A 20,214-nucleotide genomic window follows, 5' to 3' on the forward strand; every position below is an offset into this window, starting at 1 on the left:
AGGGAAAGTATGACGTGGGTGAGCGCGCCGGGCCGTCTGGTGTTTGCAGTGAAAATCGGTTTGCTGGCGGTCACGACCGCCGGCGCCACGGCGGTGAATGCCAGCCCGGTTCCAGCGGCTGCGGCGCAGCAGCGCGCGGTGCAGGCCTACGATATCGGCGCCGCCAGCCTGGTGGATGTGCTGACCCGTTTCTCCAGCGCCGCGGGTGTCGCTATTTCGTTTGATGCCCGGCAACTCGAAGGTTTGCGATCACCCGGCCTGAGCGGCTCTTTCGGCGTGGGCGACGGTTTTGCGCGCATTCTGGCTGGTAGCGGCCTGCAAGCCGCCCTCCAGGCCAACGGCACGTACGTGCTGCGCCCCGTGCCGGTCAGCGGTTCGGCACTGGAACTGGACGCAACCACCATCGAGGCACAGCGACTTGGGGCGACCACCGAGCACAGCAATTCCTACACGACGGGCGCGGTCACCATCGGCAAGGGCGAGCACTCCCTGCGCGAAACGCCGCAGTCGGTGACGGTGATTACCCGCAAGATGCTCGATGACCAGAACCTCAATACCATCGATCAAGTCATGGAAAAGACCCCCGGCATTACCGTCTACGACTCGACCATGGGCGGCAAGTATTTCTACTCCCGCGGGTTCCGGATGTCTGGCCAGTATCAATACGACGGCGTTCCGCTGGACATGGGCAACAGCTATGTCCAGGCCGACAGTTTCAGCAGTGACATGGCTTATTACGACCGTGTCGAAGTGCTGCGCGGCGCCGCCGGGATGATGAAGGGGGCGGGCGGCACGTCCGGCGGCGTCAATTTCGTCCGCAAACGCGGTCAGGCCACGGCCCAGACGGAGCTCAGCCTTTCGGGCGGCACCTGGGACAACTATCGTGGGCAGGTCGATACCGGTGGCCCGTTGAATGACTCGGGCACCGTACGGGGCAGGGCGGTGATCGCCGAGCAGAGCCGACATTATTTTTACGACGATGCCCGGCGCAAGGACCAGATCTATTACGGCGCCCTGGACTTCGATCTGTCGCCCGACACGACGCTAGGCGTGGGCGTTGCCTATGAAGACGTCGATGCAAGCCCCTGCTGGGGCGGGCTTCCGCGCTACCGGGACGGCAGCGATCTGAAACTCAGTCGTTCCACTTGCCTGGACCCATCGTGGAACACCTGGCGCAGCCAGCGGACAACGGTGTTTGGCGATCTCAAGCATCAGCTCAATGATGACTGGGCCGTAAAGGTCGCCAGTGTCTATACGAAAAATACTCAGGACATCAAATACGCGTTTGCATCGGGCTCGGTAACGCCCGGCACCTCGACCACCAACATGCTGGGTAGCATGTACGACTATGACCAGGTCGATTACGGCCTTGACGCCTACCTGGACGGCAAGTTCGACGCCCTGGGGCAGCAACATGAGTTGATTGTCGGTTTCAACGCCAGTCGCTCGGACAAGGATGACTTCTTCTCGGTGGCGCTGCTGCCACAGAAGCAGAATGTGTTCGAGCCGGATCGACATATTCCCGAACCGGACGACAGCTACTTCATCGAGAACTCGACGCGCGGTGGTCCGGTCAAGACCGTTACCGAGCAGCAAGGGATGTATTCGACCCTGCGGCTGAAGCTGGCGGACCCGTTGACGTTTGTCGTCGGCAGCCGAGTGAGCTGGTACAGCTCCAAGACCGACTCGGTGTTCCTCACCGGCGGTACGGAACACGCCAAGAGCACGGAGACGGGACAAGTCACGCCGTTTGCCGCTGTGTTGCTGGACCTCAATGAGCACCTGACGGCCTACGCCAGTTACTCGGATATCTTCACGCCCCAGGGCAACTATCGCTCCGAAAGCGGCTCGGCACTCAAGCCCCTGGTGGGCGAGAGTTATGAGCTGGGGATCAAGGGCGAGTGGTTCGACGGACGCCTGAACAGCGCTTTCAACCTGTTCCGCACGCTGCAGAAAGACCAGGCCCAGACGGACTACTTCTCCAGTTGTGCGTCCTCGGATGGTTTCTGCTACGAGAATGCCGGCAAGGTGCGCGCCCAGGGTTTCGAAGCGGAGATCAGCGGTGAAGTCATCGAGCGCCTGCAATTGCTGGCCGGCTACACCTACACCCAGACCAAGACCCTCGACGACATCGACACCAGCCTCAACGGCGGCTCGTTCAACAGCTACGTGCCGCGCCATGTGCTGCGTCTGTGGGGCGATTATGTCCTCGGCGGGGCGTTGGAACGGTTCAGTATCGGTGCCGGGGTCAATGCACAAAGCGACAATTTCCGGGTATCGCCGGTTAGCGGCGAGAAGATCACCCAGGCCGGTTATGCCGTGTGGAACGGTCGCGTGGGCTACCGCATCGATGACACCTGGTCGGTGGCCCTCAATGGCAACAACCTGTTCGACAAGCGTTACTACACCACCATCGGCACCGAGAGCTTCGGTAACTATTACGGTGAGCCACGCAACTTCACGATGACCGTGAAGGCGAGCTTCTGAGTCGGTGGCGAGGGCGCCAACGCCCTCGCCACGGTTTTGCCCTCAATTGGTATCCAGATCCACGTTCCTGGTTTCCCGCAGGCAAAGCATGCCCACCACCAGGCTCACTCCGGTAATCACCACCGGATACCACAGCCCATAGAAGATATCTCCGGTGTAGACCACCAGGGCAAACGATACGGTGGGCAGGAAACCGCCAAACCAGCCGTTGCCGATGTGGTAGGGCAGGGACATGGAGGTGTAGCGGATCCTAGTCGGGAACAGTTCGACCATCAACGCCGCCAGCGGTCCGTAGCACATCGCCGAGATGATGATCAGCGCCACGATCAAGGCCACGATCATCGGCCGGTTGATCTGTTGGGCATCGGCCTGCTGCGGGTAGCCGGCCAGGGTCACCGCACCGCGCAGGGCGGCTTCGTCGTACCCTTCGAGTTTCACGTCACCGACACTGACCTGCACCGCGCTTCCGGCTGGGGCCGCGACGCTGCTGTAGGGCAGGCCCTGCTTGACCAGGAAGGTCTTGACCTTGTCGCAAGGGCTGTCGAAACGCGCCTTGCCCACCGGGTCGAACTGGAAGGTGCAGGTGGCCGGGTCGGCGACCACGGTGATCGGTGCCTGGCGGCTCGCCAGGTCGATGGCTGGGTTGGCGTAATGGGCGAGCGTCTTGAAGATCGGGAAGTACAGGGCGGTCGCCAGCAGCAGGCCGATCATCAGCACCGGTTTGCGCCCGACCTTGTCCGACAGCCAGCCGAAAAAGATGAAGAACGGTGCGCCGATCACCACGCTCACAATCAACAGGCTGTTGGCCAGGGCCGGATCCATCTTCAGGAACTGAGTGAGGAAGAACAGCACGTAGAACTGCGCGGCGTAGAAGGTCACCGCTTGCCCGGCGTTGATGCTGAACAAGGCGATCAGCACCACCTTGAGGTTTTCCCATTTGCCGAACGACTCGCGGATCGGCGCCTTGCAGCACTTGCCTTCCTCTTTCATTTTCAAGAACGCTGGTGACTCATGCAGGCTCAGGCGAATCCAGGTGGAGATGCCCAGCAGCAGGATCGACAGCAGGAACGGAATGCGCCAGCCCCAGACTTCGAACTGATCGCCGGTGAAGTAGCGGCAACCCAGCACCACCAGCAGCGACAGCAGCAATCCGAGGGTGGCGGTGGACTGAATCCAGCTGGTATGGAAACCGCGCTTGCCCATCGGCGCGTGCTCGGCGACGTAGGTCGCCGCGCCACCGTATTCACCGCCCAGGGCCAGGCCCTGGAGCATGCGCAACACCACCAGGATGATCGGCGCGGCGATGCCGATGCTGGCGTAGTTGGGCAGCAGGCCGACGCAGAACGTCGCCAGGCCCATGAGCACGATGGTCGCCAGGAAGGTGTACTTGCGCCCGATCATGTCCCCCAGCCGGCCGAACACCAGCGCACCGAATGGCCGCACGATGAAACCGGCGGCGAACGCCATCAGGGCGAAGATGAACGCCGTGGTGTCGTTGACCCCGGCAAAGAATTGCTTGCTGATCACCGCCGCCAGGGCGCCATAGAGGAAAAAGTCGTACCACTCGAACACCGTCCCCAGGGACGAGGCGAAGATGACTTTCTGGGTTTCCTGGCTGGTGCCGGCGCTGCGCGTGGCTTCCAGGGGCTGAACATGTTCAGACATAGCGGTATCCCTCACAGTGATTGTTTTTGTTGTTCCACTGCGACGCCGGGGTGGCGTCTCCTGATTTGACACACTTTCCTTGAATCGACTCATCTCCCTTGTGGGAGCGAGCCTGCTCGCGATGACGGCTGCACATTCAACACATATGTGACAGATAGATCGCTATCGCGAGCAGGCTCGCTCCCACAGGGGATTCTGTTGTTCTTCAGGCTGTGGCCGGCTCCTTTTGCGGCATGATGATTCTGGTATCTGCCTCGAGCATCATCCGCGCCGCCTTCTCGGCAATCATCAGCGTCGGCGAGCAGGTGTTGCCCGAGGTGATGCGCGGCATGATCGAGGCGTCGGCGATGCGCAGGCCCTTGATGCCACGGACGCGCAGTTGCGCATCCACCACCGCGTCGTGGTCCTGGCCCATGCGGCAAGTGCCGACCGGGTGGAAAATCGTCGTGCCGATCCGGGCGGCGGCCTGGTGCAGTTCTTCTTCGGTTTGCAGACTGGGGCCCGGCAGGTATTCCACCGGTTTGAACGCGCTCAGGGCCGGGGCGGCGACGATGCGTCGGGTCAGGCGGATGGCGTCGGCGGCAACGCGCAAGTCTTCGGGGTGGCTCAAGTAATTGGGCTGGATCAGCGGCGCTTCGTGCGGGTCGGCCGAGCGAATGTCCACCCGGCCACGGCTTTGCGGGCGCAGGTCGCAGACCGACGCGGTGAACGCCGGGAAGCTGTGCAGCGGTTCGCCGAAGCGTTCCAGGGACAACGGCTGCACGTGGTATTCGAGGTTGGCCGAGGTCTGCTCCGGACCCGAGCGGGCGAATGCGCCGAGTTGGCTGGGGGCCATGGACAGCGGGCCGCTGCGGTCGTACAGATAGCGCAGGCCCATGCCCATCTTGCCCCACAGGGTGCCGGCGATCTGGTTCAGCGTGCGGGCATTTTCCAGTTGGTAGATCAGTCGCAGTTGCAGGTGGTCCTGCAAGTTGCCGCCCACACCAGGCAGCTCATGGGTCACGCCGATGCCCAGGCGTTGCAGCAGGCTGCGCGGGCCGATCCCGGAGCGTTGCAGGATGCCCGGCGAGCCAACCGCCCCGGCGCACAATACGATTTCCTTACGGGCCTTGAAGGTCATGCCCTTGCCTTGCCAGCGGGCGCTGACAGCGTGGGCGCGGTCATCACGCAATAACACACGGTCCACTTCGACGTCAGTCAACACCGTGAGGTTGGGACGCTGGCGAACCGGCTTGAGAAAGGCCTTGGCCGCATTCCAGCGTACCCCGGCTTTCTGGTTGACCTGGAAGTAGCCGCAGCCTTCATTGTCGCCGCTGTTGAAATCGTCGACGTTGGGGATGCCGCTCTGCTCGGCGGCGCTGCGGAAGGCATCGAGAATCGGCCATGACAGGCGCTGGCGTTCGACCCGCCATTCCCCGCCGGCACCATGGAATTCGGAGGCTCCGGCAAAGTGATTTTCGCTCTGGCGAAACAGCGGCAGAACGTCCTTCCAGGCCCAGCCAGGGTTACCCTCTGCGGTCCAGCCGTCATAGTCCGCAGCCTGGCCGCGCATGTAGATCATGCCGTTGATGGAGGAGCAACCGCCCAGGACCTTGCCGCGGGGATAGCTCAGGGCGCGGCCTTGCAGGCCCGGTTGTGCTTCGGTCTTGAAGCACCAGTCGGTGCGTGGGTTGCCGATGCAGAACAGGTAGCCGACCGGGATGTGAATCCACGGATAGTTGTCGCGCCCGCCGGCTTCGAGCAGCAGCACCCGGTGTTGCGGGTTGGCCGAAAGCCGATTGGCCAGCAAGCATCCGGCAGGGCCGGCGCCCACGATCACGTAATCGTATTCATCGACGACAGGTTGCATTCGCGACCTCATTCTTGTTGTTGTGGGATCCATCCTAGTTGTTAGTTTTCGTCAAAAGAATGTTAGTTTTTGCGCAGCGGCTGTGCGTTTATAAACAGTCGTGCCTTCAGGTGTGTTCAAGGATCGCCTCATGTTCGACTGGAATGACCTGCGCTATTTCCTGGAGCTGCAACGCAGCGGGCGTTTGCTGACGGCTGCACGGCGGTTGAACACCACCCACGCCACGGTGGCCCGGCACATCGAGGCCATCGAGAAAAGCCTGGGCACCGCGCTGTTCGTCCAGCATGCGCAGGGTTATGAACTGACCCCGGCTGGCGAGACGCTGCTCAAGCACGCCGAAGCCATGGAGAACGTGGCGTTGCTGGCCCAGGAGGACATCACCCAGTCCAGCGCACCGCTGGGCAAGATCCGCCTGGGGGTGACCGAAGGGCTGGGCATCATGTTCCTGGCCAGCCGCATGGAGGGGCTGTTCCAGCGTTATCCGGGGCTGGAGGTGGAGCTGGTGGCGGTGCCGCGGTTTGTCAGCATCCTCAACCGCGAGGCGGAAATCAGCATCCACCTCGAACGTCCAGCGGCCGACCTGCTGGTGACGCGCAAGCTCACCGACTACAGCCTGGCGCTGTACGCCAGCCAGGCCTACCTGGACCGCTCGCCAGCACTGCGTAGCCGCGAGGACCTGGCTCGCCACGCCTGGATCGGCTACGTCGATGACTTGCTGTTCAGCCAGGAACTGATGTTCCTCAACAGTTTTTGCCGCAACCCCCGGGTGGTGTTCCACAGCACCAGCGTCATCGCCCAGCAACAGGCCGCGCGCTCGGGGCTGGGGATCGCCGTGCTGCCTTGCTACATGGCCAACGGCGACCCGGCGCTGGTGCCCTTGCTGCCGGACGAAACCATCCGCCGCAGCTATTGGATCAGCACCCGCCGCGAACTGCACAAATCCGTACGCCTGCGGGTGCTGTGGGATTACGTGGTGCAGTTGTGCGAGCGCGAGCAGGGGTTATTACTCCCCTGAGCACGCAATGCCCGTGTGGCGAGCCGCTCTGGGGGAACAAGGCTCTGTGGGAGCAAGGCTTGCCCGCGATGAAAAACACACGGTCTATCTGGAACCGAGTCGGCTGCTTCGCGGGCAAGCCTTGCTCCCACAGAACTCATAGAGCCCACAGATAAATCCCCTCGCCACAAAGGTCATTGATAGGCCAGCAGCTGGCCGCCCAAGCCCCCTTTTATGGCCCCCAATGACCTCAAGTCGACGCGCTGGCGTGCCTTAGTGTTGACCCACAACAAGAAAGCGCCGCCAAGAGGTCCCTATGCCGGCAACGACACCTTCAACTTCAATCTGGCTCAAGCCAGCCTTCATCCTCCTGCTCGGCACCCTGCTCACAGGCTGCGGCGAGGAGGCCAAGCCGCCCGCGCCCACGGTGTTCACCGCCATGCCCAGCGATGCGGCGCTGGCCCAGGTTTATGACAGCAGCTGCAAGCTCTGCCACGCCAACCCCGGTGCCGGAGCGCCGTTGACCGGCGACACGAACGCCTGGGCCCCGCGGGTCGCCCAGGGCGCCGACACCCTGCTGGACCACGCGATCAACGGCTACAACGGCATGCCGCCGATGGGCCTGTGCATGCACTGTTCCCAAGAGCAGTTCCTGGCCCTGATCGCCTTCATGTCCGGTCAACATTTCCAATAATAAATACGAGTACTACGGCATGACGATGGACTACTCACGGCGTCGCTTGTTGCAACAGGCCGGCGTTGTCGCAGCCTTTACCGCGCTGGGCAGTCAGGGTGCCCTGGCCGAGCTGATGCGCGCGCCACGGTTGATTCCGTGGCGCAACTGGTCGGGCGCGCAGAGCTGCCTGCCAGCGGCGCGCCTGGCCCCCAAGGACCTCGATGAGCTGGTGCAGGTGGTGCGCCGCGCCGAAGGGCGGATTCGTCCGGTGGGTTCCGGCCATTCCTTCAGCGCCCTGGTGCCCACCGACGGCACCTTGTTGTCGCTGAGCTTTTTCAGTGGGCTGCTGGATCACGACGGGGCCAGCCTGCAAGCCGAGTTCGGTGGCGGCACGCCCATGTCCCGCATGGGCCCGGCGCTCAAGGCCATCGGCCAGGCGCTGCCGAACATGGCCGACGTGGATTACCAGACCCTGGCCGGAGCCATCGCCACCTCGACCCACGGCACCGGCAAGGCTTTCGGCTCGTACGCGTCCCAAGTGGTCGGCCTGCAACTGGTAACGGCCAGCGGCGAGGTGCTCGATTGCGATGCCCAGCGTCATCCTGAAGTGTTCAAGGCTGGCCGGGTGTCTCTTGGCGCGTTGGGGCTGGTGACCCGTGTGCGCCTGCAGAACCGCGCCGCCTATCGCTTGCGCGAGCACCAGTGGGTGGCGAAGACCGAGGAGTTGCTCGAGGACGTGGAAGCCAACACACGGGACAACCAGCATTGGGAAATGCAGGTCGTCACCCATTCCGATTATGCGTTGTCGATTACCCTGAACGAAACCACGGACCCGGCCACGCCGCCGATCAGCCCCGAGGAGGAGGGCGGCAACGAATTCGTCACGCTGATCGAAAACCTCGACAAGTATGGCAGCGACTTTCCCGCGATTCGTCGAGCGCTGCTCAACAGCCTGCGGCTGGTGGCTGATTTCGATGACCGGGTCGGTGACTCCCACGACATTTACGCCAATGCCCGCACCGTGCGCTTCAATGAGATGGAGTACTCGGTACCGGCCGAGCACGGCCCGGCATGCTTGCGGGAAATCCTGGCACTGATCCGCGACAAGGACCTGCGCACCTGGTTTCCCATCGAATACCGCTACGTGAAGGCCGACGACATTGCCCTGAGCATGTTCGAAGGCCGGGACAGTTGCTCGATCTCGGTGCACCAGCATTACCAGATGGATCATCACAACTTCTTTGCCGCTATCGAACCGATCTTCTGGAAATACCAGGGCCGTCCGCATTGGGGGAAATTACACTCCCTGAACGCCAAGGCGCTCCAGGCGCTGTACCCGCGCTGGAACGAATTCGCCGAGGTGCGCCAGGCGCTGGACCCTGGCGGCAAGTTCCTCAATGGGCATCTTTCGTCGATTCTGGGGGTGAGCTGATTGGCTTCAATCGTCGCGGGTCGAGCGCTGACTGGCCTGCAGCTGATGCATTCGTGTCAGGCACAAAACCTGTGGCGAGGGGACTTATCTGTGGGAGCAAGGCTTGCCCGCGATGAAGAACACACGGTCTATCTGGAACCGAGTCGCTTGCTTCGCGGGCAAGCCTTGCTCCCACAGATAAGTCCCCTCTCCAGAAGTGCTGTGAAACGCTATTAGAACGCAAACGGAATACTGATCTTGGCCCAGAGCATCTCCCCTTCGGGGCGGTTTTCCACGTCGAATTCCTTGGCCCAGCGAATTTCGGCGCTGGCGTATTTGAGGAAAGTGAGATGCAGCGCCGGGCCGATGGCGAACACCTGGCCGCGCACACCATCGTCCACGTCCTGCCCGGCGAATTGCACGGTACGGCCGTATTGTTTGTCGTCGGTGGTCTGTTTGAGGTAGTAGCCGTTGAGCCCCAGCCGCAGGTTGTCGGTCAGGCGGTAACTGGCGGAATAGTCGAAGTGAAAGATCTGCCCTGAACGGTAGTCGGTGTCCTTGTTCTCACGGTTGAAGCTGTAGGTGGTTTTCATCGACAGCTCGGTGTTTTCCGTGGGCAGCCAGGTGAAGGAAAACAGCGGCTTGTAGGTGTAGAAATTGGTGCTGGTGTTGGCCAGGCGATCCTTGCTGTATTCGCCGGTCGGCACGGTGATTTCCACCGCCGCGGCCAGGGTCAGGTTCTTGCCCATGTCCCACAGCACGATTGGCGAAATGGTGGTATCGCCCATGCCCTCGCGGGTATCGCTCAGGCCGAACACCGCGACTTCCTGCTTGATCCAGGGTTGGGCGATGTAGATCCCCACGCGTCCACCGGCCACTCGCAATGGGCTGAGGTAATCGATACGCGGGACCACCGCCGTGGATTCTATTTCGACATTTGGCACTTCGCCGCCCAACGAGCTGATGTTGAATTTCCGGGCCTTGTAGTGGTTGTAGTAGAGGTTGAACGCGACCATGTTGTCCGGAAGGCTGTCGACTTCCAAGGGCAACACAAAAAAACCGTCGGTGCCGGGGCCGATGTTATCGACGCCCGTTTCGGTGGCCCACGCGGGTAGGGCACAAACGCCGGCCAGGCCGAGGGTCAATTGCAAGGCGAATGTCGTGCGGATCGGGTTCATGTGGGGGCTCATTATTATTGTTGGAGATACACCGAAGGTCCGAGCCATAGAAATAAGCCGTTCGCTGCTGCCAGGGCAGGGTATTGGCGGCCATACAGGGGACTTGGGCGGCCAGATTTTTGTGCTCCTCGATTCGCTTGGGCATGCTAACTTTATGAAATAACCGGTTACAAAAACGCCGCCTAACGTGCTCCGGAACCCGCCCCATGCAGATGAAAGTCATCGACCCCACCTATGAGTTGGCGCTGGTATCGCCATTCCTGCTGCAAACCCTGGCCGAGGTGGTGGCTGACAAGGGCTTCGATGCCGCCAGCCTGTGTCGCGGCCTGGGGTTCGGTCTTGACGATCTGCAAGATCCCGCCCAGCGCATTTCCTATCGTCAGGCGGTGGTCATGATCCAACGGGCGCTCAGACTGTTGCCCGACCAGGGCCTGGGATTATGGGTGGGCGACCGTAACGTGCTCGGCACCCTCGGCCTGTTGGGCCACGTTTTGTCGCTGTGCGAAACCCTGCGCGATGCCTTTGCCCTGGGGGTTCGTTACCAGCACACCACCGGTGGCATCGCGGTGACCAGTGTCGAAGAAGCCACTGACCGGATCATGGTCGAGGCGACCTGCCGCCTGCCTTTCGCCGAGATCCAGGTATTTGCCGTGGAGGAGTTCTTCGCCAGCCTGATGGTCTATGGGCGGGCGCTGGCGGGGGCCGATTTCAAACCTCAGGCCGTGGAGTTCATGCACGCCGCGCCGTCCTATGCCCAGCAATACCAGCGGATACTGGGGCCGGATGTGCGCTTCGGTTGCCGGCACAATCGCATGCTGATCGATGTGCGCTGGCTGGATATGCGCCTGCCCAATCACCACCCGTTGGCCTTGCGCCAGGCCTTGGCCTTGCTGGAGCAGGAGGCCACCGAGGTCCACCAGAAGATCGACCTGATCCAGGCTGTGGAACGGGCGATTGCCCGGGACCTGACCCGTGGCAGCCACATCGAGAAAATCGCTGGCGACCTCAACATGAGCAGCCGCACCCTGCGTCGGCGCCTGACCGAACACGGCCTGACCTTCGAGGCCTTGCTCGAACAGGTGCGCCGCGGTCGGACCCTGAGCCTGCTGGCCAACCCCGGGCTGTCCATCGAGCGCATCACCGAAGAAGTCGGCTACAGCGATGTGCGCAGTTTTCGCCGGGCGTTCCGGCGTTGGACCGGTATGAGCCCCAGTGCGTTTCGCAATGAGGGGCAAACGTTGTAGCCACGACATTCAGGCTGGGCCTGATTAAACTCCTGTCTTTTTTGAGGGGGCTTCATTGCGGAGCCAGATGGCCTTGATTCCATGAGTCAAACGATGAGAACGGTACGCTGGGGCATGATCGGTTGTGGCAGCGTGACGGAACGCAAGAGTGGGCCGGCCTTCTACAAGGCACCCGGCTCAGCGTTGGTAGCGGTGATGGGGCGACGTTCGGAGGCAGTGTCCGATTATGCTGAACGCCACGGTATCGCCAGGTTCTACACTGACGCGCAGGCACTGATCGATGATCCTGAAGTCGATGCGGTTTACATTGCGACGCCGCCCGACAGTCATTTCAGCTATAGCATGCTGGTGGCGGCCGCCGGCAAGCATTGCTGCGTTGAGAAACCCATGTCCCTCAATGCCACGCAGAGCCGGGAAATGCAGCGAGTATTCGACGCCGCGGGGGTGCATTTGTTTGTGTCCTACTACCGGCGCTCACTGCCGCGTTTTCGCAAGGTGCGGCAATGGATCGAACAAGGATGCATCGGTGACATTCGGCATTTGACCTGGACGCTCACCAAGCCTGCCTCATCGGCGGATATCAGCGGAGCGATCAATTGGCGTACCGATCCGACGATTGCAGGCGGAGGTTATTTCACTGATCTGGCCTGCCATGGCCTTGACCTGTTCCAGTTCTTGTTGGGGGACATTGTCGAGGTAACGGGTTTCGCCGCTCGCCAGGGCGGTTTGTATCAGGCAGAAGATGCGGTCGTGGCCCATTGGCGATTCGCCTGCGGGGCCACAGGCATGGGCTGTTGGAATTTCGTCGCTGACCGACGTGAGGACCGTGTGGAAGTGATCGGCAGTCAAGGGCGAATCAACTTCTCGGTGTTCAATGATGAGCCACTGCAACTGTGTACGGACACATCCATCAGCCTCGACATCCCTCATCATCCTGAGCATATCCAGTGGCACCATGTACTCGGCATGAATGCCCATATCCGTGGTGAGTCGCAGCATCCGGCCATTGCCGAACAGGCATTGAAGACCGACTGGGTGATGGATCGCATTCTCCAGCGCTGCTGAAGCGAGCCCTCGTGGGCATAACCTAATGCTCAAAGAGTATTTCCCAAGCATTGGACGGGTTTTCTAAGATCACGTCATAACTCGTTATGACAAGTTATGAAGGCCATGTCCGACAACGTTCTTCCCCTCAGCAGCGTGCCGCTGCACACGCAACTACGAGACGTGCTGCGTGCGCGCATCCTCGATGGCCAATACCCCCAAGGCAGCCAGATGCCCTCGGAAAGCGAGCTCGGTGCGCTGTTCCGTGTCAGTCGTATCACCGTGCGCCAAGCGCTGGGTGACCTGCAAAAGGAAGGGCTGATTTTCAAGATCCACGGCAAAGGGACGTTCGTGGCCAAGCCCAAGACCTTCCAGAATGTCAGCACCCTCCAGGGCCTGGCCGAGTCCATGACCGGGCGCGGTTTCGAGGTGATCAACCGTCTGCTCAGTTTCAAGTTCATCGCGGCCGACAAACTGGTGGCCGAGCGCCTGAAATTGACTGAAGGGGAAGAGGTGGTGCAGATCAAACGGGTGCGCTTGATCAATCGCGAGCCGGTTTCCCTGGAGATCACCTACCTGCCCAAGGCCCTCGGCGAGCGCCTGGAAAAGGCCGATCTGGTCACCCGCGACATTTTCCTGATCCTGGAAAACGACTGTGCCCTGACCTTGGGCCATGCGGACCTGGCCATCGATGCGGTGCTGGCCGACAGCGACCTGACCCAGGCCCTGGAGGTCGAGCCGGGTTCGCCGATCATGCGCATCGAGCGCCTGACCCATGATGCCAGCGGCCAGCCACTGGACTTCGAACACCTCTATTACCGTGGCGATGCTTTCCAGTACCGCTTGCGGATCGACCGGCAAAAAGGAACGCAGGCATGACTCGGAGCACCCTCGAACAGGAATACGACATCGTCGTCATCGGCGGTGGCACCGCCGGCCCCATGGCGGCGATCAAGGCCAAGGAGCGCAACCGTGATTTGCGCGTGCTGCTGGTGGACAAGGCCAACGTCAAGCGCAGCGGCGCCATCAGCATGGGCATGGACGGCTTGAACAACGCGATCATTCCCGGTCATTCCACCCCCGAGCAGTACACCAAGGAAATCACCATCGCCAACGACGGCATCGTCAACCAGACGGCGGTGTATGCCTACGCGACCCACAGCTTCGAAACGATCGAGCAACTGGACCGCTGGGGCGTGAAGTTCGAGAAGGATGAAACCGGCGACTATGCGGTGAAAAAGGTCCATCACATGGGCGCCTACGTGTTGCCGATGCCGGAAGGGCACGACATCAAGAAGGTGCTTTATCGCCAACTGAAACGGGCGCGGGTGAACATCACTAATCGGCTGGTCTGCACACGGTTGCTGACTGACGAAGCGGGCGCGGTGAACGGTGTGATGGGCTTCGATTGCCGTACCGCCGATTTTCATGTGATCAAGGCCAAGGCGGTCATCCTCTGCTGCGGTGCGGCGGGACGCCTGGGGTTGCCGGCCTCCGGCTACCTGATGGGCACCTATGAGAACCCCACCAATGCCGGGGACGGCTATGCCATGGCCTACCACGCCGGTGCCGAACTGGCGAACCTGGAATGCTTCCAGATCAACCCGCTGATCAAGGATTACAACGGCCCGGCGTGCGCCTATGTCACCGGTCCCCTGGGCGGCTATACCGCCAACAACAAGGGCGAGCGCTTTATCGAGTGCGACTACTGGAGCGGGCAGATGATGTGGGAGTTCCACCAGGAACTCGAAAGTGGCAATGGTCCGGTGTTCCTCAAGCTCGATCACCTGGCCGAGGAAACCATCCAGAACATCGAGGACATTCTGCACAGTAACGAACGACCCAGTCGTGGTCAGTTCCATGCCAACCGCGGTACTGACTACCGCACGCAGATGGTGGAGATGCACATCTCCGAAATCGGTTTTTGCAGCGGTCACTCGGCCTCGGGCGTGTGGGTCAACGAGCGGGCCGAAACCTCGGTCAAGGGCCTGTACTCGGCCGGTGACATGGCCGCCGTGCCCCACAACTACATGCTCGGTGCGTTCACCTATGGCTGGTTTGCCGGGCACAACGCCGCGGACTTCGTGGCCGGGAAGGATTTTTCGGCGCTGGACGCCGGGCAGATCGAGCGGGAGAGGGCTCGTGTCTACGCGCCCCTGGACCGCGAGCACGGCCTGCCGCCGGCCCAGGTGGAATACAAGCTGCGCCGCTTCGTCAACGATTACCTGCAACCGCCGAAGGTCACCAAGAAAATGCAGATCGGCCTGCAACGCTTCAGCGATATCCAGCGCGACCTGGACCAGATCAAGGCCCACAACCCTCATGAATTGATGCGCGCCATGGAGGTCAGCGTCATCCGCGACTGCGCCGAAATGGCCGCTCGCGCCTCGCTGTTTCGCGCCGAAAGCCGTTGGGGCCTGTACCACTATCGGGTCGATCATCCGCAACGCAACGACAGCGACTGGTTCTGCCATTGCCACTTGAAGAAGGGCGAAGACGGCGCGATGACCTCATTCAAGAAAGCCGTCGAGCCTTACATCATCGCCCTCGATGCCGACGAACTGCAGGCCTACGACCGGCTGCGGGTCGGCGCTGACGCGGCGTGAACCTTACACCCAGAGAGACCGCCCATGGCTTATCAACCCCAGGAAATCTTTTTCCGCTCCAATGCCCCCGTCACCGTGGACGAGGACAAATGCATCGCCCACAAGGGCTGCACCGTTTGCGTCGATGTCTGCCCCATGGACCTGCTGGCGATCAACCCGGCGACCCAGAAGGCCTACATGGCGTTCGACGAATGCTGGTATTGCATGCCCTGTGAAAAGGACTGCCCGACGGGGGCGGTGAAAGTCGAGATTCCGTACTTGCTGCGTTGATTGACAGGACGCCCTCGCGAGCAGGCTCGCTCCCACAATGGATTTGTGGTGAACGCCGAAAAAATGTGGGAGCGAGCCTGCTCGCGATAGGGCCAGCCCAAACACCACAAAAGCCATCCGGCCACCCCCGGACGCAGATTCAGAACACCCCTCGTTTCCCACCGCGCCCTGATCGCGGCGGAGACGAACATCCAATAAATGATTCGAGGGGACACACCCATGTTATTGCGTGCAGCACTCGCCGGTCTGGTACTGGCTTCATTGACCTTGCCTGCTCAGGCAGAAACCATCCGTATCGCCATCGGCACCCAGGACACCACCATCAACTGCGCCGCCGGCGGGTTGCTGATTCGGGAGCTGGGCCTGTTGGATAAATACTTGCCCCACGACGGCGCCTACAAGGACGCCCAGTACGACATCCAGTGGAAAAACTTCACCAGCGGCGCGCCGCTGACCAACGAGATGGTCGCCGGTAAGCTCGACTTCGGCGCCATGGCCGATTTCCCCGGGGCGTTCAACGGCGTGGCGTTCGAAACCGCCGGCAAGCACAGCCTGTTCATCAGCGTGCTGTCGGGCAGCACCCGGGGCAGTGGCAACGGCATCGTGGTACCGAGTGCATCGGGCGTGCAGTCGTTGGCTGAGCTCAAGGGCAAGACCATTTCCGTGCCGTTCGCCTCCACCGCCCACGGCATGTTGCTACGTGCGGTCGCGGCCCAGGGTTGGGACCCGCTCAAGGACGTCAATATCATCGCCCAGCCGCCGGAGGTGGCCGGCTCCGCATTGCAAGCCGGCAAGATCGACGCCCACGCCGACTTCGTGCCGTTCGCCGAACTGTTCCCCAGCCGCGGTTTCGCCCGCAAGATCTACGATGGCGCCCAGGCCGGCGCGCCGACGTTCCACGGTGCGCTGGTGGATCAGGCCTACGCAAGGAAATACCCGGAAATCGTCGTCGCTTACCTGCGCGCGAGCATCGAGGCCAATCAGTTGCTGGCCGCCGAACCTGAGAAGTACAGCGAGTTGATCGCCAAGGTGACCGGCGTGGATGCCGAGGTCAATTACCTGTTCCACGGACCGTTGGGCGTACAGACCCGCGACCTGACCTGGAAACCGGAGTACCGCCAAGCGGTCGGCACCGCTATCGATACCCTCAAGCTGCTGAAGAAAGCCGATCGTGGCCTGGACCTCAATACCTTCATCGATGACCAGTACATCCGCGCCGCGTTCAAGGCGTCGAACCTGGACTACACCGCGCAACTGGCTAACTACGCCCAGACACCGCTGAACACGACCGATGCCCTGACCGGCAAAGCCATCGGCGATTTCAGTCGCGTGGCCGAGATCTGGGTACGCGGCGAGCCGAAAGTGCGCCATTACGCCTCGGCCCAATCGGCCTTCGCCGCGCTGGCGAGCCTCAAGCAGGAAGGCAAGGGCATCCGCGCCGTCTATGCCCAGGCCAGCGACAGCGGGATCAAGCTGCTGGCCGAACAGGCGTGGTTCGCCAGTGACGCCAAGGGCCAGCTCAGCGCGTTCCTGCTCAAGGGCCAGGCCCAGCAGTTCGCCACGGCCCAGGGTGGCAAGGTCTTGGACTTCAGCGAGGCCACCATCCAGGCGGTTGCTGCCCGCTGACCTGACTCGAGTGAAAGCAAAACCTGTGGGAGCGAGCCTGCTCGCGATGGCGTCAGATCAGTTGAAGTTGATGTGATTGACACACCGCTATCGCGAGCAGGCTCGCTCCCACAAGGGATCTCCATAACTGAGGAAGATATCAGTGTATCCATCACCCAAACGCTGGCTCCCGCGAGCCGCTTCCCTGTTGCTCTGCCTGCTGTTCTGGCAACTCGCCGCGAACGGCCACTGGGACCTCGGCCTGGTGACCTTCGCCAACGTCCCGACCCCATTGGCGGTGGTCCAGGCGGCGCTGGGTCTGGGGGACTCCGGCAATCTCCCCCGGCACCTGGGCAGTAGCCTGGGACGGGTCTTTGCCGGTTACGGCGCGGCGTTGTTGATCGGCGTGGCCCTGGGCCTGGCCATCGGCCGTTCGAAATGGGCCGAAGACCTGTTGCTGCCGCCGCTGGAAGTGCTGCGACCGATCCCGGCGGTGGCCTGGATTCCCCTGGCGATCCTGATGTTTCCTTCGTCGGAGCTATCGATGGTGTTCATCACCTTCACCGGCGCGCTGTTCCCGATCCTGCTCAACACCGTGCACGGCGTCGAAGGAGTGGACCGGCGGCTGATCGCGTCGGCGAAAAGCCTGGGAGCCGGGCGCCGGGCGATCCTGTTGGAGGTGATCCTGCCGGGCGCCGCGCCGAGCATCATCACAGGCCTGGCCATCGGCATGGGCACGTCCTGGTTCTGCCTGGTGACGGCGGAAATGATCGCCGGCCAGTACGGCATCGGCTACTACACCTGGGCTTCCTACACCGTGCAAAACTACGCCGACATCGTCGTCGGCATGTTGCTGATCGGTGTGTTGGGCATGGGCAGCAGCTTGTTGATCAAGCGCCTGGGCGGGCTGTTCACGCCTTGGCACCGACCACGAGGAAAAGCCTGATGAGCGTGATGCAAACCCCCGAAGGACGGATCGATATCCGTCAGTTGTCCATTGTCCTGGGCCAGGGCGCCCAGGCCTTCGAAGCGGTCCAAGGGCTCGATTGCCAGATCGAGGCGGGCCAGTTCGTCTGTGTCCTCGGGCCGTCCGGTTGCGGCAAATCCACCTTGCTTGGGGCCTTGGCCGGGCATCTGCAACCGCGCACCGGCAGCTTGAATGTCGACGGCTTGAGCGTTTGTGGCCCGTCGCCCCAACGCGGCATGGTGTTCCAGCAACACACGCTGTTTCCCTGGCGCACCGTGCGTGACAACGTCGCCTTCGGCCTGAAGATGCGCGGCCTGGGCAAGGCCGAACGGCACCGGGCCGCCGATGAAATCCTCGCGCTGGTGGGCCTGGAAGGTTTCGCCGGGCACTGGCCGGACCAACTCTCCGGGGGCATGCAGCAACGAGTGGAGATCGCCCGGGTGCTGGTCAACCGTCCACGGCTGCTGCTGATGGACGAACCCTTCGGCGCGCTGGATGCCTTGACCCGGTTGAACATGCAGGAGCTGCTGCTGGACATCTGGACGCGCATCCGCACCACCGTGGTGTTCGTCACCCACGACATCGACGAGGCGCTGTTCCTGGCCGACCGCTTGCTGGTGATGAGCCCGCGTCCCGGTCGGATCATCGAGGATCTGCGCCTGGACTTTCCACGGCCACGCACGACCGCACTGGTGACCCGCCCTGAATTCTCCCGCTTGAAGCGCCACTGCCTCGATCTGCTGCGCCATGAAGACGGCCGGCAGTTGCCGCGCCTCAACCCACTCGGGCTTCCCCCTGAAACCTCCTTGCCGCGATTTGCCCTATGACCTCTCTATTCGAAGACACTGATAACGACGACATCCTCGCCCTGCAACCGCGCCTGACCGACGAGGACCCTGGCGTGCGCCGCATCGCCCTGATCGAGCTGGCCGACCTTGAGGAACCTGAAGGCCTGCTGTGGCTGGTGGATCGCCTGGCCGAGGACCCCAGTGCCGAGGTGCGCGCCGAGGCCGCACGATTGCTCGAAGCCTGGGAAGACGCACCGGTGGTCGCGGCCTTGTGCGAGGCCCTGACCGATCCGTCGCCGAGCGTGCAGGCCGCTGCCGCCCAGAGCCTGAGCCTGCTCAAGAGTGAGGCGGCAGGAAGGGTGATCCTGCCCTGGACGGCCCATGCGGATGCCGGTGTGCGCGTCGCGGCGTTCCGGGCCTTGCGCGAGTTACGCCTGCTCGACGCGGCACCGGCTGCAATCATCGCCCTGGCTGACGGCGATGCCAGCGTGCGGCGCGAGGCGGTCGGCGTGCTGGGTTGGCTCAAGCACCTCGACGCCTTGCCGGCCCTGGCCCGGTTGGCCAGTGATGATCCAGACACCGAGGTGCGCCGCGCCGCCACTGGCGCCCTTGGCCTGGCTTCGGACGCGCAAGTCTTGCCGGCGCTGCGCCAGGCGCTGCGGGATCCGGCCTGGGCGGTGCGCGAAGAAGCCGCCACCACCCTGGGCAAGGTCGGTCACGCCGATGCCGGCCCGGCCCTGGTCGAGGCGCTGGCCGATGATTATTGGCAAGTGCGTTTGCGGGCGACCCGCAGCCTGGGGCGTTTGCGCTATGTTCCGGCGTTGGCGGCCTTGATCGAGACCCTGGGCCATCGGATCAGCAATTTGCGCAAGGAGGCGGCCCTGGCCTTGGGCGAATTGAACGATCACGCTGCCATCCCGGCGTTGCAGGCAGCGCGGGACGATGGCGACCCGGAAGTGCGCAAGGCTGTGCGCATTGCCCTGGGGCAGTTGCAATGAATCCGCTGGCGATTGGTAATTCCCAGGGCACAGGGCAACTGAGGCTTGACTGGCCCGATGGGCGTGAACAGCGTCTGGATCATGCTCAGTTACGCCGGCAGTGTCCTTGTTCTCAGTGCCGGGCGTTTCGTTTGCAGGGGCTGACGGTTCAGGTTGATACGCGGGTTCGGGTGGTTGAGGTAAATGCCCAGGGGTATGGGGTGCAATTGGTGTTCAGTGATGGGCATGAGCGGGGGATTTTTCCCTGGGCTTATCTGGCGGGGTTGTAGCCCTCTCCACAGATCTCTTGTGGGAGCGGGCTTGCTCGCGAAGGCGGCCTGACAGCCGACCTGTCTCTCCGGTCATACCCCGATCCAACTGTGGGAGCGAGCCTGCTCGCGATGGCGGTGGGTCAGCTTGCATGGATGTCGAATGGGCTGATGCTTTCGCGAG

Annotated in this window: 17 protein-coding genes; 14 read left to right on the top strand and 3 right to left on the bottom strand. The window is 62.3% G+C overall.

The genetic code is table 11. The annotated features are described in order from the left end of the window. The first annotated feature begins 9 nt into the window (after positions 1-9). The gene (locus tag DTP52_RS02920) at positions 10-2,487 is read left to right on the top strand and encodes a TonB-dependent receptor (RefSeq protein ID WP_109751758.1); all 2,478 of its coding nucleotides are present in this window, start codon (positions 10-12) and stop codon (positions 2,485-2,487) included. 42 nt (positions 2,488-2,529) lie between these two features. Here the strand turns inward: DTP52_RS02920 and DTP52_RS02925 are convergent, their stop codons facing one another. Both DTP52_RS02925 and DTP52_RS02930 read right to left on the bottom strand, forming a co-directional pair. Continuing rightward, positions 2,530-4,152: an MFS transporter gene (locus tag DTP52_RS02925; RefSeq protein WP_109751759.1), complete on the bottom strand. Its 1,623-nt coding sequence runs from the start codon at positions 4,150-4,152 to the stop codon at positions 2,530-2,532. Between the two features lie 205 nt (positions 4,153-4,357). Next, a complete protein-coding gene (locus DTP52_RS02930) occupies positions 4,358-6,001 on the bottom strand; it encodes a GMC family oxidoreductase (protein WP_109751760.1) in 1,644 nt (547 codons plus the stop codon). Between the two features lie 130 nt (positions 6,002-6,131). Here DTP52_RS02930 and DTP52_RS02935 point away from each other — a divergent pair, with 130 nt between their 5' ends. The 3 genes from DTP52_RS02935 to DTP52_RS02950 all read left to right on the top strand — a co-directional run bounded on the left by DTP52_RS02935 (position 6,132) and on the right by DTP52_RS02950 (position 9,103). Next, a complete protein-coding gene (locus DTP52_RS02935; protein WP_109751761.1) occupies positions 6,132-7,016 on the top strand; it encodes a LysR family transcriptional regulator in 885 nt (294 codons plus the stop codon). A gap of 295 nt (positions 7,017-7,311) precedes the next feature. Further along, positions 7,312-7,689 (top strand): cytochrome c5 family protein, encoded by a 378-nt coding sequence (locus DTP52_RS02945; RefSeq protein ID WP_109751763.1) that lies wholly within the window; start codon positions 7,312-7,314, stop codon positions 7,687-7,689. Positions 7,690-7,804: 115 nt separating this feature from the next. Beyond that, positions 7,805-9,103: a D-arabinono-1,4-lactone oxidase gene (locus DTP52_RS02950; RefSeq protein ID WP_178082458.1), complete on the top strand. Its 1,299-nt coding sequence runs from the start codon at positions 7,805-7,807 to the stop codon at positions 9,101-9,103. 212 nt (positions 9,104-9,315) lie between these two features. Here the strand turns inward: DTP52_RS02950 and DTP52_RS02955 are convergent, their stop codons facing one another. Continuing rightward, positions 9,316-10,260, bottom strand: a complete 945-nt coding sequence (locus DTP52_RS02955; RefSeq protein ID WP_109751765.1) for a transporter — start codon at positions 10,258-10,260, stop codon at positions 9,316-9,318. Between the two features lie 206 nt (positions 10,261-10,466). Here DTP52_RS02955 and DTP52_RS02965 point away from each other — a divergent pair, with 206 nt between their 5' ends. The 10 genes from DTP52_RS02965 (at position 10,467) to DTP52_RS03010 (ending at position 20,051) form a co-directional block, all read left to right on the top strand. Continuing rightward, on the top strand, positions 10,467-11,504 hold the full coding sequence (locus DTP52_RS02965; protein WP_109751767.1) for an AraC family transcriptional regulator: 1,038 nt from the start codon (positions 10,467-10,469) through the stop codon (positions 11,502-11,504). A 93-nt stretch (positions 11,505-11,597) separates the two neighbouring features. Further along, entirely contained in the window at positions 11,598-12,569 is a 972-nt protein-coding gene (locus DTP52_RS02970) for a Gfo/Idh/MocA family protein (protein WP_109751768.1), read from the top strand. A gap of 105 nt (positions 12,570-12,674) precedes the next feature. Continuing rightward, a complete protein-coding gene (locus DTP52_RS02975; protein WP_109751846.1) occupies positions 12,675-13,427 on the top strand; it encodes a GntR family transcriptional regulator in 753 nt (250 codons plus the stop codon). Next, positions 13,424-15,154: a fumarate reductase/succinate dehydrogenase flavoprotein subunit gene (locus DTP52_RS02980; protein WP_109751769.1), complete on the top strand. Its 1,731-nt coding sequence runs from the start codon at positions 13,424-13,426 to the stop codon at positions 15,152-15,154. The genes DTP52_RS02975 and DTP52_RS02980 overlap by 4 nt, the downstream gene beginning before the upstream one ends. Positions 15,155-15,178: 24 nt before the next feature. Next, positions 15,179-15,424 (top strand): ferredoxin family protein, encoded by a 246-nt coding sequence (locus DTP52_RS02985; RefSeq protein WP_003180418.1) that lies wholly within the window; start codon positions 15,179-15,181, stop codon positions 15,422-15,424. A 219-nt stretch (positions 15,425-15,643) separates the two neighbouring features. Beyond that, positions 15,644-17,050: an ABC transporter substrate-binding protein gene (locus tag DTP52_RS02990; RefSeq protein ID WP_109751770.1), complete on the top strand. Its 1,407-nt coding sequence runs from the start codon at positions 15,644-15,646 to the stop codon at positions 17,048-17,050. 142 nt (positions 17,051-17,192) lie between these two features. After that, complete coding sequence (locus DTP52_RS02995; RefSeq protein ID WP_109751771.1) at positions 17,193-17,975, top strand: ABC transporter permease; 783 nt, start codon at positions 17,193-17,195, stop codon at positions 17,973-17,975. Continuing rightward, positions 17,975-18,823 (top strand): ABC transporter ATP-binding protein, encoded by an 849-nt coding sequence (locus DTP52_RS03000; RefSeq protein ID WP_109751772.1) that lies wholly within the window; start codon positions 17,975-17,977, stop codon positions 18,821-18,823. The genes DTP52_RS02995 and DTP52_RS03000 overlap by 1 nt, the downstream gene beginning before the upstream one ends. Beyond that, a complete protein-coding gene (locus DTP52_RS03005; protein ID WP_109751773.1) occupies positions 18,820-19,782 on the top strand; it encodes a HEAT repeat domain-containing protein in 963 nt (320 codons plus the stop codon). The genes DTP52_RS03000 and DTP52_RS03005 overlap by 4 nt, the downstream gene beginning before the upstream one ends. Further along, positions 19,779-20,051, top strand: a complete 273-nt coding sequence (locus DTP52_RS03010) for a gamma-butyrobetaine hydroxylase-like domain-containing protein (protein WP_109751774.1) — start codon at positions 19,779-19,781, stop codon at positions 20,049-20,051. Before DTP52_RS03005 ends, DTP52_RS03010 begins: the two co-directional genes overlap by 4 nt. The last annotated feature ends 163 nt before the right edge of the window (positions 20,052-20,214 follow it).

The organism is Pseudomonas sp. 43mfcvi1.1, assembly GCF_900115935.1.
GTDB classification, from domain to species: domain Bacteria; phylum Pseudomonadota; class Gammaproteobacteria; order Pseudomonadales; family Pseudomonadaceae; genus Aquipseudomonas; species Aquipseudomonas bijieensis.

Excerpts from the sequence above, each read along its gene's own strand:
- DTP52_RS02955 (WP_109751765.1), bottom strand. The coding sequence starts at position 10,260 with ATGAACCCGATCCGCACGACATTCGCCTTGCAATTGACCCTCGGCCTG.
- DTP52_RS02945 (WP_109751763.1), top strand. The coding sequence starts at position 7,312 with ATGCCGGCAACGACACCTTCAACTTCAATCTGGCTCAAGCCAGCCTTC.
- DTP52_RS02975 (WP_109751846.1), top strand. The coding sequence starts at position 12,675 with ATGTCCGACAACGTTCTTCCCCTCAGCAGCGTGCCGCTGCACACGCAA.
- DTP52_RS02935 (WP_109751761.1), top strand. The coding sequence starts at position 6,132 with ATGTTCGACTGGAATGACCTGCGCTATTTCCTGGAGCTGCAACGCAGC.
- DTP52_RS02970 (WP_109751768.1), top strand. The coding sequence starts at position 11,598 with ATGAGAACGGTACGCTGGGGCATGATCGGTTGTGGCAGCGTGACGGAA.
- DTP52_RS02980 (WP_109751769.1), top strand. The coding sequence starts at position 13,424 with ATGACTCGGAGCACCCTCGAACAGGAATACGACATCGTCGTCATCGGC.
- DTP52_RS03010 (WP_109751774.1), top strand. The coding sequence starts at position 19,779 with ATGAATCCGCTGGCGATTGGTAATTCCCAGGGCACAGGGCAACTGAGG.
- DTP52_RS02965 (WP_109751767.1), top strand. The coding sequence starts at position 10,467 with ATGCAGATGAAAGTCATCGACCCCACCTATGAGTTGGCGCTGGTATCG.
- DTP52_RS02990 (WP_109751770.1), top strand. The coding sequence starts at position 15,644 with ATGTTATTGCGTGCAGCACTCGCCGGTCTGGTACTGGCTTCATTGACC.
- DTP52_RS02920 (WP_109751758.1), top strand. The coding sequence starts at position 10 with ATGACGTGGGTGAGCGCGCCGGGCCGTCTGGTGTTTGCAGTGAAAATC.
- DTP52_RS03000 (WP_109751772.1), top strand. The coding sequence starts at position 17,975 with ATGAGCGTGATGCAAACCCCCGAAGGACGGATCGATATCCGTCAGTTG.
- DTP52_RS02950 (WP_178082458.1), top strand. The coding sequence starts at position 7,805 with ATGCGCGCGCCACGGTTGATTCCGTGGCGCAACTGGTCGGGCGCGCAG.
- DTP52_RS03005 (WP_109751773.1), top strand. The coding sequence starts at position 18,820 with ATGACCTCTCTATTCGAAGACACTGATAACGACGACATCCTCGCCCTG.
- DTP52_RS02930 (WP_109751760.1), bottom strand. The coding sequence starts at position 6,001 with ATGCAACCTGTCGTCGATGAATACGATTACGTGATCGTGGGCGCCGGC.
- DTP52_RS02985 (WP_003180418.1), top strand. The coding sequence starts at position 15,179 with ATGGCTTATCAACCCCAGGAAATCTTTTTCCGCTCCAATGCCCCCGTC.
- DTP52_RS02925 (WP_109751759.1), bottom strand. The coding sequence starts at position 4,152 with ATGTCTGAACATGTTCAGCCCCTGGAAGCCACGCGCAGCGCCGGCACC.